The 12,878-nt window shown below is 62.7% G+C and carries 9 protein-coding genes, 1 tRNA gene and 2 rRNA genes (1 of these 12 running past the window's edge); 3 read left to right on the top strand and 9 right to left on the bottom strand.

What is annotated here, in order from left to right; genetic code table 11:
* The 3 genes from STHERM_RS02725 to STHERM_RS02715 all read right to left on the bottom strand — a co-directional run.
* A 23S ribosomal RNA gene (locus STHERM_RS02725) occupies window positions 1-661 on the bottom strand (it extends 2,338 nt beyond the left edge of the window).
* A gap of 68 nt (window positions 662-729) precedes the next feature.
* Window positions 730-803 (bottom strand) — tRNA-Ala (locus STHERM_RS02720).
* 64 nt (window positions 804-867) lie between these two features.
* Window positions 868-2,414 (bottom strand): 16S ribosomal RNA (locus tag STHERM_RS02715).
* Together the 16S and 23S rRNA genes with 1 tRNA gene alongside form the textbook arrangement of a ribosomal RNA operon.
* Window positions 2,415-2,873: 459 nt before the next feature.
* Between STHERM_RS02715 and STHERM_RS02710 the strand changes: the two genes are divergently transcribed.
* Complete coding sequence (locus tag STHERM_RS02710; protein ID WP_013313358.1) at window positions 2,874-3,143, top strand: co-chaperone GroES; 270 nt, start codon at window positions 2,874-2,876, stop codon at window positions 3,141-3,143.
* A gap of 81 nt (window positions 3,144-3,224) precedes the next feature.
* Here the strand turns inward: STHERM_RS02710 and STHERM_RS02705 are convergent, their stop codons facing one another.
* The gene (locus STHERM_RS02705; RefSeq protein WP_041623187.1) at window positions 3,225-5,654 is read right to left on the bottom strand and encodes a helicase C-terminal domain-containing protein; all 2,430 of its coding nucleotides are present in this window, start codon (window positions 5,652-5,654) and stop codon (window positions 3,225-3,227) included.
* A gap of 65 nt (window positions 5,655-5,719) precedes the next feature.
* On the opposite strand from STHERM_RS02705, the gene lysC reads away from it, so the two are divergent.
* Entirely contained in the window at window positions 5,720-7,063 is a 1,344-nt protein-coding gene (lysC, locus tag STHERM_RS02700) for a lysine-sensitive aspartokinase 3 (protein WP_013313356.1), read from the top strand.
* Between the two features lie 52 nt (window positions 7,064-7,115).
* Window positions 7,116-7,517 (top strand): J domain-containing protein, encoded by a 402-nt coding sequence (locus STHERM_RS02695; RefSeq protein WP_013313355.1) that lies wholly within the window; start codon window positions 7,116-7,118, stop codon window positions 7,515-7,517.
* A 3-nt stretch (window positions 7,518-7,520) separates the two neighbouring features.
* On the opposite strand, the gene STHERM_RS02690 is transcribed toward STHERM_RS02695, so the two are convergent.
* The 5 genes from STHERM_RS02690 to murG are packed head-to-tail and all read right to left on the bottom strand — an operon-like array spanning window position 7,521 to window position 12,868.
* On the bottom strand, window positions 7,521-8,882 hold the full coding sequence (locus STHERM_RS02690; RefSeq protein WP_013313354.1) for a sigma-54-dependent transcriptional regulator: 1,362 nt from the start codon (window positions 8,880-8,882) through the stop codon (window positions 7,521-7,523).
* Window positions 8,879-10,045, bottom strand: coding sequence for a two-component system sensor histidine kinase NtrB (locus STHERM_RS02685; RefSeq protein ID WP_013313353.1), 1,167 nt, complete (start codon window positions 10,043-10,045; stop codon window positions 8,879-8,881). The genes STHERM_RS02690 and STHERM_RS02685 overlap by 4 nt, the downstream gene beginning before the upstream one ends.
* Window positions 10,042-11,214, bottom strand: coding sequence for a DNA polymerase III subunit delta' (locus STHERM_RS02680; RefSeq protein WP_013313352.1), 1,173 nt, complete (start codon window positions 11,212-11,214; stop codon window positions 10,042-10,044). The genes STHERM_RS02685 and STHERM_RS02680 overlap by 4 nt, the downstream gene beginning before the upstream one ends.
* Before the next feature lie 11 nt (window positions 11,215-11,225).
* Window positions 11,226-11,756: a CvpA family protein gene (locus tag STHERM_RS02675; protein ID WP_013313351.1), complete on the bottom strand. Its 531-nt coding sequence runs from the start codon at window positions 11,754-11,756 to the stop codon at window positions 11,226-11,228.
* Window positions 11,753-12,868, bottom strand: a complete 1,116-nt coding sequence (murG, locus tag STHERM_RS02670; RefSeq protein ID WP_013313349.1) for an undecaprenyldiphospho-muramoylpentapeptide beta-N-acetylglucosaminyltransferase — start codon at window positions 12,866-12,868, stop codon at window positions 11,753-11,755. Before murG ends, STHERM_RS02675 begins: the two co-directional genes overlap by 4 nt.
* Between the last annotated feature and the right edge of the window lie 10 nt (window positions 12,869-12,878).

Genomic DNA, 12,878 nt, shown 5'->3' with positions numbered 1-12,878 from the left:
TGCAAAAGGCACGCCATCACCCGCTTCCGCGGGCTCTGACTGCTTGTAGGCCTATGGTTTCAGGTTCTCTTTCACTCCCCTCCCGGGGTTCTTTTCACCGTTCCCTCACGGTACTTCTCCACTATCGGTAGCCGCCTCGTATTTAGCCTTGGAGGGTGGTCCCCCCAGATTCAGTCGGGCTTCCTCGGGTCCCGACCTACTCGGGTACCGTTCCCACGCAGGCACCTCAGCTTTCGTGTACGGGGCTTTCACCCTCTCTGGCTGGCCTTCCCAGACCATTCCACTAGCCGGGTGCTTGGTAACTGCGCGAGGGATTCCGGGCTCCCTCCAGAACGGCCCCTCAACCCCATGCTGGCAACGGCCCGAACCTTCTACACCAGCATGGTTTAGGCTCCTCCCCTTTCGCTCACCACTACTCAGGGAATCTCATCTTGATTTCTTTTCCTCCGGGTACTGAGATGGTTCAGTTCCCCGGGTCTCGCTCCTATGAACCTATGTGTTCAGTCCATAGGTGACGGGCCTCCAGCCCGCCGGGTTACCCCATTCGGGAATCCACGGATCTCAGGGTGTGTGCCCCTCCCCGTGGCTTTTCGCAGCTTACCACGCCCTTCTTCGCCGAGCGGCTCCGAGGCATCCACCATAGGCCCTTAACTCCTTGACCATATCTCCCCTCCCCCCTTCTCTACCCTCTGCCAAAGAACAGAACCACAGACGTCCATGCGCCTGTGCTGGAGGCACAGGGATTCGAACCCTGGACCCTTGGCTTGCAAAGCCAATGCTCTAGCCAGCTGAGCTATGCCCCCATCACATGGGTCTCGTTCCACGAGAAAAAGCGAAGGGAGGTCTTTCAGGGTGTCTTTCTCTCAGAAAGGAGGTGATCCAGCCGCACCTTCCGGTACGGCTACCTTGTTACGACTTCACCCCCCTCACCAGGCGTACCTTCGACGGCGCCCTCCCTCGCGGGTTAGGCTACCGGCTTCGGGTACCCCCGACTCGGGTGGTGTGACGGGCGGTGTGTACAAGGCCCGGGAACGTATTCACCGCGCCATGGCTGATGCGCGATTACTAGCGATTCCACCTTCATGGAGTCGGGTTTCAGACTCCAATCCGTACTGAGACCGGCTTTCTGGGATTTGCTCCGCCTCGCGGCTTCGCCTCCCTCTGTACCGGCCATTGTAGCACGTGTGTAGCCCAGGGCATCAGGGCCATGATGACTTGACGTCATCCCCACCTTCCTCCGGTTTGTCACCGGCAGTCCCGCCTGAGTGCCCGGCTTCACCCGATGGCAACAGACGGCAGGGGTTGCGCTCGTTGCGGGACTTAACCCAACACCTCACGGCACGAGCTGACGACAGCCATGCAGCACCTGTCTACCAGCCCCTCGCGGGGAAGCTGCATCTCTGCAGCCGCCCGGTAGATGTCAAGCCCTGGTAAGGTTCCTCGCGTATCATCGAATTAAACCACATGCTCCACCGCTTGTGCGGGCCCCCGTCAATTCCTTTGAGTTTCACCGTTGCCGGCATACTCCCCAGGCGGTGCACTTAACGCGTTAGCTTCGGCACCGAGCCTCCAAGGCCCAACGCCTAGTGCACATCGTTTACGGCGTGGACTACCAGGGTATCTAATCCTGTTCGCTCCCCACGCTTTCGGGCCTCAGCGTCAGTCTCCGGCCAGGAGCTCGCCTTCGCCTCCGGCGTTCCTCCCGATATCTACAGATTTCACCCCTACACCGGGAATTCCAGCTCCCCCTCCGGGACTCCAGCCCAGCAGTTTCCGGTGCACACTACGGTTGAGCCGTAGCCTTTTACACCAGACTTGCCAGGCCGCCTGCGCCCCCTTTACGCCCAGTAATTCCGAACAACGCTCGCCCCCTACGTATTACCGCGGCTGCTGGCACGTAGTTAGCCGGGGCTTATTCCCCAGGTAACGTCATCAGACGGGCATTACCTCCCGCCCTTATTCTTCCCTGGGAAAAGGGGTTTACAACCTTCCGGCCTTCTTCCCCCACGCGGCGTCGCTCCGTCAGGCTTTCGCCCATTGCGGAAGATTCTTGGCTGCTGCCTCCCGTAGGAGTCTGGGCCGTGTCTCAGTCCCAGTGTGGGGGGCCATCCTCTCAGACCCCCTACCCATCGTCGCCTTGGTAGGCCGTTACCCCACCAACTAGCTAATGGGCCGCAGGCCCCTCCTCAGGCGACCCTTATCGGGCCTTTCCTCCTCAGGCCACAGCCAAAGGAGGCCATTCGGTATTACCCCGTGTTTCCACGGGCTATCCCCAACCTGAGGACAGGTCACCTACGTGTTACTCACCCGTCCGCCGCTCTCAGGTGGTGCAAAGCACCACCCTACCGCTCGACTTGCATGCCTAAGACGCGCCGCCAGCGTTCGTTCTGAGCCAGGATCAAACTCTCCATCATTCTCTTAACCACACTCCGAAGAGTGCGGTTCTCCTTCTCTAGCTCAAACCTTACCTCATGCCGTACCACTACCCAACGCAGCAGTACGACCACTTCGTCTCCATCACACCCTTACTCAACCTCCCCTTCGCTACCTTCTGCCAAAGAACCATGCGCGTTTGCGTGTGCGCTTTATAGCAGAGCTTTCGATTCGTGTCAATAGCTTCTGCTCATTTTTCCATGGGTCCGTTCGTGAGACGAACTCATGCAGTAGGTGAGCTTAAACATAATGAAACACGACCGCTCTGTCAAGTCTCATCCCGTCGAACATCCCATCGGAGCCTCGCGATCTCCCATGTGCGAGCGCCGTCATCGGACGGCAGTTTTATTGACTATGGGAAGGGATAATCGTATATTTTCAGTAAATTGACACCTGATTCCACTACATCTCTACATCCATTTGAGTGAGGAGGATTTCGTATGAAGGTCAGACCACTTGGCGATCGTGTACTCGTGAAGATCGAGTTGAGTGAAACCAAGACGGCCAGCGGGATCTATATTCCCCAGACGGCTCAGGAAAAGACCCAGATGGGTACGGTGGTGGCAGTAGGAGACGACAAGGACAACATCAAAGTGAAGGTGGGAGACAAGGTGCTCTACGACAAGTACGCGGGAACCAGCATCAAGATCGAGGGCGAGGAACACCTCATCCTCTCGATGAACGACATCCTGGGCGTAGTCGAAGAGTAACGGCCGGAGGTCCTTCGCACAAAGAGCAGCCCGCCGGGGCTGCTCTTTGTTTTGCTCTCAGACGATACCGAGGGGATACGGTCATCCCGGATACAGGAAACGCTCCATCTCGCGGAGGACGCCCTCGGTGTGGGTGACGGCGAGACGGGTGCGGGGGATGGAGGAGAGAAAGAGCCGGCCGTAGCTGCGGCTCACGATACGAGAGTCGGTGACGAGGACCACCCCCCTGTCGGTGGTACGGCGCATGAGCCTTCCAAAGCCTTGCTTGAAGCGCATGATGGCTTCCGGAAGTTGCCGGTGATAGAAGGGACTCTTCCCTTCCGCAGCAAGGCGCTCGACCCTCGCCTGCAGCACGGGATGGGAGGGGACCCTGAACGGCAGCCGGCAGAGGACCACGAGCTGAAGGGCCTCTCCAGGGACATCGACGCCTTCCCAGAAACTCTCGGTACCGAAGAGGATGCTCGCCGGGATCTCCTTGAACCGTGACAGAAGTCTGCTTCTCTCGTCCTCACCCTGCTTGAGGACGAGGAGGTTGTGATCGAGAAGCACGGGCGCCACGTCCCTGTAGGTGTCCTCCAGCATCCTGTAGGAGGTGAAGAGTACGAGGGCGTGTCCCTCGGAGAGGACGAGCACCTCCTTGAGGAGCGAAGAGAGATACGCCTGATATCCGGCATCCTCCGGAGGAGGGGCGTCCGTAGGAACGGAGAGGAGGACGTGTTCCTCATAGGGGAAGGGAGAGGGAAAGGCGCGTTCCCGCAGTCTGTCCCCCATGCCCACAAGTCCCACCGTCTCCTCCCAGAAAGTGAAAGAACCGCCCACGGTGAGGGTGGCACTCGTGAACACGAGGGTCTTCACCGCCTCGTAGAGATGTTCCCGGAGAAGCGCGCCCGGATCCAGGGGAGTGATCACCAGACGGAAGGAAGGCTCGCCCCTCGTCCTTCGTACCCGCTCCACCCAGTACACCTGTTCGGCATCCGCTCGATCCCGGTAGGCCTGGCAGAACCGGGCCACATCCCTGAGACGTCGCACATGGAGGAGAAACTCCTGTACCGCGGGGTGGTCCTTCATCGCCTCGTCGAGAGATTTGATGAGGCGATCCACCTCTCCGAGGAAGCCGAGGATCTCTTCCTGAAGGGCGAAGAGGGACTCGAATCCCGGTGCACACCGTGAGACGGCGTCCCCATCCATCCTCACCGTCCCCTCCTCGGGGAGGAGAGCGAGCCAGACGCCTCTCAGGGCCTCGGCCCTCTCTGCAATCCGGTTGAGGTCGGCTATCCACTCCTCGGCCTGTTCGAGTCCTCCCAAGGTCTTCTCCAACCGCCTGAGCACGCCCTTCGCCCCCCGCCTTCCCCTCGAATGGATGCGTCGAAGCACACGGAGGACCCCTTCGGGAGAGAGCACCTGGGAGAAGAAGGAACTCGCGCTGTCCTCCAGGTTGTGCGCTTCGTCGAGGATGAGGCGGGAGAAGCCGGGGAGCACCGCCGCGGTATCGAACCCGCGTCCCTCCATCCGCATACTCAGGTCCGAGAAGAGGAGGTGATGGTTGACCACGAGCAGCCGGGAGGCAGCGGCCTCCTTCCTCACGCGGAGGACGAAACACCGCTCCCTGTCGGGACACCGGAGTCCCATGCACAGCTCGGCCTCGGAGCACACCTGGCCCCACACCTCGTCGGGCACATGGAAGGGTATGTCGGCCCTGTCTCCGGTGGGGGTGGAAACCGCCCAGTCGGCGAGCGCCTTGAGCAGATCGGGATCCGCAAAGAGGTCCTCCGCCCCCTCTTCGAGGACCTCGGCGAGCCGGTGGCGGCAGAGGTAGTTCTGTCTCCCTTTCACGAGGGTGACCTTCACCCGGGTACCGAGCACCTTCTGCACGTAGGGGATGTCCTTCTCGACCAGCTGCTGCTGGAGGGTGATGGTGGCCGTACTCACCACCACCCGTTCCTCGTTATTCGTCCCCCAGAGGAGGGCGGGGATGAGGTACGCGTACGACTTCCCGATACCGGTACCGGCCTCGGCCACGAGGATCCCGTCGTCGTTGAAGGCCCTCACCACTTCCCTGAGGAGACCGACCTGAGCCTCGCGGTACTCGTAGTGGGGCATCGCAGAGAAGGGACCGCCTGGAGAGAGGAGGGCCGCGAGTTCCTCCTCCGGGAGCGGGGTGAGGGGCCGCTCCGGCAGGGGCTCCACCACCACGTAGACGTGGCGCACCTCGTTGTCGACGATGTAGAACCCCACCCCCTCCTCCCCCAAGATCCCCGCCACGGAGAGGTCGGCCTTGCTGGGGGCGAGCACCCCGCTCGGATGGTTGTGGATCACCACGTCCACCCGCTCGAGATGCCGCAGGACGGCCGGTGCGCTCTCCACATCTCCCCGGGATACCACCTCCACCCGGTCCACAGTCCCTGCCCCATCCAGCCAGGCTGCGAGGACCACCTCGTTCCCCTCTGCATCGGCGATGGCCTCCCGGATCTTCCCGCACGCCCTGGCGCTGATCCTCTCCTCTGCCTTCATACCCCACACTATGGAAGGCGCCCCTCCCACTTGTCAACATCTCGTCCCCCCTGTAGCATAGGCGCATGGTCGTGATGAAATTCGGGGGAACCTCGGTCCAGGACGCCGAGCGGATGGACAGGGTCCTCTCCATCGCGGAAGAGGAGTTGAACGAAGGAGTGGTTCTCGTGGCCTCCGCCACGGCGAAGACCACCGACAGGCTCATCCAGCTCACCCAGGCCTCGGCCCGGGGCGACGAGGAGAGCGTGCAGAGCATCCTCAACCTCATAAAGACGCACCACTTCCAGATCGCCCATGACTTTCTCGAAGGGGAGTACCTGGAGAAGGCCGTCGCCAGGCTCGAAACACTCTTCGCCGAGCTGGGGACCATCGTGAAGGGGATGACCCTCCTCAAGGAGGTGAGTCCACGGACCCTCGATGCAGTGGTGGCCTTCGGCGAGATCCTCTCCACCACCCTCCTCTACCATCGCGCGCTCCAGCGAGGCCTCAAAGCCCGTCTCCTCGACAGCAGGAACTACATCATCACCGATGACTCCTTCGGAAACGCAACCCCCGACATCAGGGAGACCTATCGGCGGCTCTCCTCGGGCGTGAAGGTGGGCGCCGGTGATCTGGTGATCATGCAGGGCTTCATCGCATCCACCCCCGACGGGACCACGAGCACACTGGGGAGGGGAGGATCGGACTACAGTGCCGCCATCGTGGGAGCCGGCCTGCATGCCTCGCGGATCGAGATATGGACGGACGTACACGGCGTGATGACGGCCGATCCCCGTATCGTTCCGGAGGCACAGCCGATCCCCCAGCTCAGCTACGAGGAGGCGGCGGAACTCGCCTACTTCGGAGCCAAAGTGGTCCACCCGTCCACCATCCAGCCGGCGGTGGAGAAGAACATCCCGGTCCTGGTGAAGAACACCATGGACCCGAACGGTCCCGGCACCACCATCACGCACCGGAGCCCGTACAAGGGCCTCAAGGCCATCGCCACCAAGCGGAACATCACGCTCATCACGATACAATCCTACCGTATGCTCAACGCATACGGGTTCTTGAGCAGGATCTTCGACGTGTTCGCAGAATACAGGACACCGGTGGACCTCATCGCCACCTCAGAGGTCTCGGTCTCCATGACCATCGACAACAAGGCGAACCTCCATCCCATCACGCGGGAACTCTCCAAGATAGGGAAGGTCGTAGTGGAAGAGGAAAAGGCGATCATCTCCCTGGTGGGCGAGGACGTGTGGAAGACCCACGAGACGATCCTCAACGCCTTCTCCGCCCTCCAGGGCATCCCGGTGAGGATGATCACCATGGGCTCCTCCCACATCAACCTTTCCCTCGTGGTGGCCGACGGGGACGGAGAGGAGTCCGTGCGGCGACTCCACCGAGCCTTCTTCGAAAAGGGATGAGACCGTTCTCCCGCGGGAGATACGGGAGGACGATACCCGAAACGGTGAGACCATGGATCCACTCATAGAACGAATGTTCCGTATCATCCGCGCGGAGCTCGCATCCTTCCGCCGCTCGCTGGGGTTCCTCACCGACGAGGAAGCCGACCCCTACTATCGGGAGGCGTGGGAGGAACTGGAAGCGTCGCTCGACGGGTACGCCGGTTCCTTCCACACTCGTGACCGCGTGCGCCCCTCGCTTTCCCCCGAGATCCTGGCGGCCTTTCGGGTCCTTGGGGTGGAACCGGGCAGCCCGTACGACACGGTGAAACAGGCCTATCGCGAAAAGCTCAAGAAGGTCCATCCCGACCGGGCCGGGAAGGAACAGGAGGAGGCGGCCACCCGCGAGACGCAACGTCTCAACGAGGCCTTCGAGACCCTCTCTGCCTGGTACCGGGAGGGACGATCGAGGTGAGCGTCATGGAACGACTTCCTCGAGACCGTATTCCTGGATCTTCCTGTGGAGCGTCTTCCTTCCTATGCCGAGTATCTGCGCCGCCCTCGACTTGTTCCCCTTGCAGTAGGCGAGCGTTGCGCGGATGATCTCCTTCTCCGCTTCCTCCAGCGAGGTGCCCACGGCGATACGGATGAGCCCTCCCCCTTCCGCCTCCTCACGGATCTGTGGAGGGAGATCCTCGGCCAGGATGATGGTCCCCTTGCACATCACCACGGCACTCTCAATGCAGTTGCGGAGTTCCCTCACGTTCCCCGGCCAGGAGTAGTTGTAGAGGATGGCACGTGCCTTGGGATCGATCCCCTCGATCTTCTTGCCGTTCTCCTCTGCGAGCTCCTTGAGAAAGGCCGCAATGAGGAGAGGGATGTCCTCCTTGCGCTCCCTCAACGGCGGCACGTGGATGTGCACCACGTTGAGGCGATAGTAGAGGTCTTCCCTGAACCGCCCTTCCTCTACCTCCCTCTTAAGGTCCTTGTTGGTGGCGGCGATGATCCGCACATCCACCTCGATGGTTCTCTCCCCTCCCACCCGCTCGAACTTCTTCTCCTGGAGCACGCGGAGGAGCTTCACCTGGACCGCAGGGCTTATCTCCCCTATCTCGTCGAGGAAGAGGGTACCCCCGTCCGCGAGCTCGAACCGCCCCCTCCGGGTGGCGTGCGCCCCGGTGAAAGCACCCTTCTCGTGACCGAAGAGCTCGCTCTCCAGGAGACTCTCCGCGAGGGCCGCGCAGTGGACTTTGATGAGTGGTTTGTCCCTCCGGTTCGAGAAGTAGTGGATGGCATCGGCGATCCGCTCCTTCCCGACCCCGCTCTCCCCGGTGATGAGGACCGAAGCCCGGGTGGGCGCCACCTGCTGGATCACCTCGAAGATCTGCTTCATCTGGGGACTCTTCCCGATGAGCATCCCGAACTTCTTCTGGCGCTCAAGTTCCCGCTGCAACTCCCTGTGCTGAAGCACCAACTCCCGGGTGGAGAGAGCCCGCTTCACCAGGAGGCCCAACCTGTCGAGGTTGAGGGGTTTGGTGAGGAAGTCGAAGGCGCCGTCCCTCATGGCCTGGACCGCGCTCTCGATGGTCCCGTGACCGGTGAGGATGATGACGGGCACCGTGGGATATCCACCAACCACGTATCTGAGGAGCTCATCCCCCGGCATGCCGGGCATCTTGAGGTCGGCGATCACCAGGTCGATGTCCTCTTCGTCGAGGATCTTTTTCGCCCGGTCACCGTCTTCGGCCAAAAAGACTTCGTACCCTTCCATCTCGAGAAAGGTCTTCAGCCCTTCCCTGATGTTCTTCTCATCGTCGGCGACGAGCACGTTGAACCTCATGGCTGCTCCCCGTTCCAGGTGATCCTTCGGGCCACGGTGGCCGGTATGGGGAAGAGAAGGGTGAACGTCGTGCCCTTCCCCTCCTTCGACTGAACCTCTATCTCCCCTCCGTGTTCCTGGACTATCTTATAGACCAGGGTGAGACCCAGTCCAGAGCCCGTGTCCTTGGTGGTGAAGTACGGTTCAAAGATTTTCTCCTTGAGGTGCTCCGGGATCCCCACACCGGTGTCCGAAAACGAGAGGGCGAGCCTCCCGTCCCGCAGCTGGGCCCAGACGGTGAGAACGCCTCCCTCGGGCATGGCCTGCACGGCGTTCTTTATGAGGTTGAGGAGGGCCTGCTTGATGTACCTTCGATCGAGGGAAAGGGAAGGGATGTCCTCGGGGATCCGGATGTCGACCCTCACGCCCGCTTGAGCGAGTTCGGGACCTACCAGGGAGAGGGTCTCCTCCACCAGCTCACGCACCGAGAGCTCCTCCCTCTCCAGATTGATCGGCCGGACTGCGAAGAGGAAATCCACCACGATACGGTTGAGCCGCTCGATCTCCTCCTTTATCACTCCCACGTAGGGAGACACCTCCTCGGTGGAGAGGCATCCTTTCTGGGAGAGGAGCCGCTCGATGAGCTGGAGATGGATACTGATGGCGCCCAGTGGATTCTTGATCTCATGTGCCACGCTCGCCGCGAGGGTGGTGAGCGAGGCGAGACTCTCCATGCGCTTGAGGCGCACCTCCTGGGCCCTCTGGTCGGTGACATCCTCCATGAGGACGAGCGTGCCCCTGATCATCCCGGCCCGCACGAGGGGTAGCACGTCCACCCGGAAGATGCGCCGCCTCCCCCCCAGATCAAAGGTGAACTCACGCCCACGCACCGTCTCCTCCCTCGAGAGGAGCGCGCGTACATGTTCCCGGATCTGGGTATCACGGACCGCATCCTCCAACCTGCGTCCCTCGCTGTCCTCCTCCACCACTCCGAGCCTCAGGGCCAGTCTATTGGCGAAGGCCAGCCTGTCGTCCTCGTCGAGCACCAGGATGGCTTCCGGAAGAGAGTTGAGGACGTCCTCGAGGCGGCCGTACTCCTCCACAAAGTCTTCGAAGACCCTCTTGAGCTGCTCCCTGTCGAGTTTCTCGAGCTTCCCCAACGTCCGCTCCAGAAAACCCCTCACGGCCGACCTCCCGAGTATGCGAGCTCCCGCTCGAGAAAGAGGGCCTCGAGCACCGTCTGCGGGTTCATGTTGAGATCCCTCACCCTGAAACACGCCCTCGAGAGGAGACGTGAGACATGTTCCACCTCTCCGGCAGGGGAGGAAGGCAGGAAGGAGGAGAGTTCATCCAGCGCCACCTCGTACCACGCCTCCCACTCCTCCCTGGGCACATCGAGGAGCGCGGGATCGAAGGCGGCCGTCCCCATCAGCATGCGGACGAATCCTCTCGCCTTCGCGGCAAGCCCCTCCTCTTCGAGTGCCGAGAACTGATGGAAAAAGGCCGAGAGATGGTCTGGAGGATCTGCAAGGCGGAAGATGCGGGCGAGGACACGACGCATCTCCTCTGTCGAGCGCTCGAAGAGCTGATAGTGTCGCACGCGGGAGAGTATGGTGGGGATGATGGCCGTCCGCCTGCGGGTGAGGAGGATGAAGTAGGTCCCTGCCGAGGGCTCCTCGAGTTCCTTGAGGAGGGAGTTCCGGGAGGCCTCCTGGAGGGTGTCGGCGTGTTCGAGGATCACCACGTGCGGGGTGCGGGAGGAGGAGAGGTGGACGGACGAGAGGATGCGCCGCACCATGGCCACCGGGACGCCGTCCCGGGGGACGAAGGCCTCGAGCTTCCTGCAGAACCCGAGGATACGTTCCCCCGCCTTGACCAGTCCCTCTCCGAGTTCTCCTCCCTCGGAGGAAGGATAGAACCCCTCGAGCAACTCCGTGATCTCCGCCACGAGGTCGAAGGCCTGCCGCACCTTCCCTTCCTCCCCCTCCCAGAGCACGGGGTCGAACCTCCGGGTGAGCTTGCGCACTGCCCTCACGAAGAGGAACCGTGTGGCCACGCCCGGAGCCCGCATGAGGGTGTCCCACGAGGCGCGTATCTCCTGCAGAAAACGCTTGGGTCCCACCACGAGGGTGAGGGGCTCGAGGAGAAGGCGCTGACGCCGGCAGGAGTCGCACGGACAGTCCCACGCCGCATCCCTCTCGCACGAGAGCACACGGCTGATCTCGAGGGCCATCGTGAGCTTCCCCGCATATGGAGGGCCTGAGATGAGCACCGAGGAAGGGAAGCTCCCTTCCTTCAATTCCCTCGAGAGCTGTGAGACCGCCTGGCTGTGGCCGATGATGTTCTCGAACATACGCCGCCCCCTCACAGGGAACCGGTCCCGCCCCCTCCACGCAGCATCCCTGCACCGGCCGCTTCACGCGCCGCATCCACCACACCCGTTGGATCGGGGAGCAAGGGGAGGAGGAGACGCGCGAAGAGGCTCGTACCGAGCATGCGGGTGGTGTCGACGAAGGGCTGGGCCTCGAGGATGAGAAGGATGACCGCCACCACTACAATCCCTTTTAGGATCCCCAGGAAGAACCCCAAGGCCTTGTCGAGGTTTTCGAGGTGTACCCGTTCGATGAGGGACTGGAGGGCGTTCTCCAGGAGTTTCACCACGGCGTAGACCACGATGAAGAGAGAGAGAAAGCCGAGCACGGGGCTCCAGGGAGAGGCGCCCAGGAGCGCATCGAAGAGTCCCGCAGCCCGGGAGGAGAAGAGGGCCCCCGCCGTAAGGCCGCCCCCCACGGCGAGCACCGACATGAACCCCTGGATGAACCCCTTTATGAGCCCCTGGACGATGAAGAATCCGATCACCCCCAGGAACACCACATCGAGCGCGGTAAGATTCATTCGTCACCTCCGTGTCGTCTTGTGGGGGACTCCGAGAGAAATCCCTCGATCACCCGGGCGATCGCCTCCGCTGCATCCGGCCGGGCGAGCTCCCGGATACGCTCTTCCAACGCCCTCCGCCGCCCCTCATCCCGGACGAGGCCCTCCACCACCTGCACCAGCCTCGCCGGCACCGCCTCACCCCCCTCGAGCACCACCGCCGCCCCCCGCTCCGCGAGCCTGCGCGCGTTCCTCACCTGGTCGCCACGGCTCCCCAGCTCCCTCCCGAGCGGCACGAGGACCGCCGCCTTCCCGCACGCCGCCAGCTCCGCCACCGCCCCCGCCCCGGCCCGCGACACCACCACCTGCGCGGCGGCGAGCACGTGGGGAAGCTCTCGTCCCAGGAAGGCCACGGGGTGGTACCCCTCCCGGCGCGGCGCCCGCTCCACATCCGGCCCGGTCTGGTGGATCACCTCGCACCACTCGAGGAGCCGGGGGAGGGCCGCCCACACCAGCTCGTTCACCTGACGGGCCCCCTGGCTCCCCCCCAACACCAGGAGGAGCGGCCGCCCGGGCCGTACGGGGAAGAACTCCCTCACCTTTCCCGGATCCCCTGAGCGCACCTCCGGCCGCACGGGGTTCCCGGTACACACCACCCGCGGTTCCCACTCCCTGGGGAAGAACGTGGCCGTCTCAGGCCACGAGGTGAGGATACGCGAGGCATACCGGGCCGTGATCCTGGTGGCGAGCCCGGGATCCAGATCGGACTCGTGCACCACCACCGGGATGCCCAGGATCGAGGCCGCGATCACCGGTGGCACCGCCACGTACCCCCCCTTGGAGAAGAGCACCCGGGGCCTGAGCCTCCTGAGGAGCAGGAGAGAGGCCATCACACCCACCCCCACTCGCCCCACATCCACCACGTTCTTCACCGAAAGGTACCTCCTCCACTTTCCCGCAGGCACCCCGTAGAACCGGACACCCGCCTCCTCCACCCAGCCTCTCTCCGGCCCCTTTCGCGAGCCGATCCACACCGCCTCCAGCCCGGGCACCCTCTCCTCGAGCACCCGGTGCACCGCGAGGGCCGGGAACACATGTCCCGCCGTCCCTCCTCCTGTGTAGACAATCCTCATGCAGTCACAC

Origin of the sequence: Spirochaeta thermophila DSM 6192, assembly GCF_000147075.1 — a bacterium.
Lineage (GTDB): Bacteria > Spirochaetota > Spirochaetia > Winmispirales > Winmispiraceae > Winmispira > Winmispira thermophila_A.
The sequence above is the reverse complement of the archived record's forward strand: the minus strand, read 5'-3'. Positions and strand labels throughout refer to the sequence as shown.

What these genes read in the sequence shown, in the direction of transcription:
- STHERM_RS02710 (WP_013313358.1), top strand. Translation starts at nt 2,874, where the DNA reads ATGAAGGTCAGACCACTTGGCGATCGTGTACTCGTGAAGATCGAGTTG.
- STHERM_RS02705 (WP_041623187.1), bottom strand. Translation starts at nt 5,654, where the DNA reads ATGAAGGCAGAGGAGAGGATCAGCGCCAGGGCGTGCGGGAAGATCCGG.
- lysC (WP_013313356.1), top strand. Translation starts at nt 5,720, where the DNA reads ATGGTCGTGATGAAATTCGGGGGAACCTCGGTCCAGGACGCCGAGCGG.
- STHERM_RS02695 (WP_013313355.1), top strand. Translation starts at nt 7,116, where the DNA reads ATGGATCCACTCATAGAACGAATGTTCCGTATCATCCGCGCGGAGCTC.
- STHERM_RS02690 (WP_013313354.1), bottom strand. Translation starts at nt 8,882, where the DNA reads ATGAGGTTCAACGTGCTCGTCGCCGACGATGAGAAGAACATCAGGGAA.
- STHERM_RS02680 (WP_013313352.1), bottom strand. Translation starts at nt 11,214, where the DNA reads ATGTTCGAGAACATCATCGGCCACAGCCAGGCGGTCTCACAGCTCTCG.
- STHERM_RS02675 (WP_013313351.1), bottom strand. Translation starts at nt 11,756, where the DNA reads ATGAATCTTACCGCGCTCGATGTGGTGTTCCTGGGGGTGATCGGATTC.
- murG (WP_013313349.1), bottom strand. Translation starts at nt 12,868, where the DNA reads ATGAGGATTGTCTACACAGGAGGAGGGACGGCGGGACATGTGTTCCCG.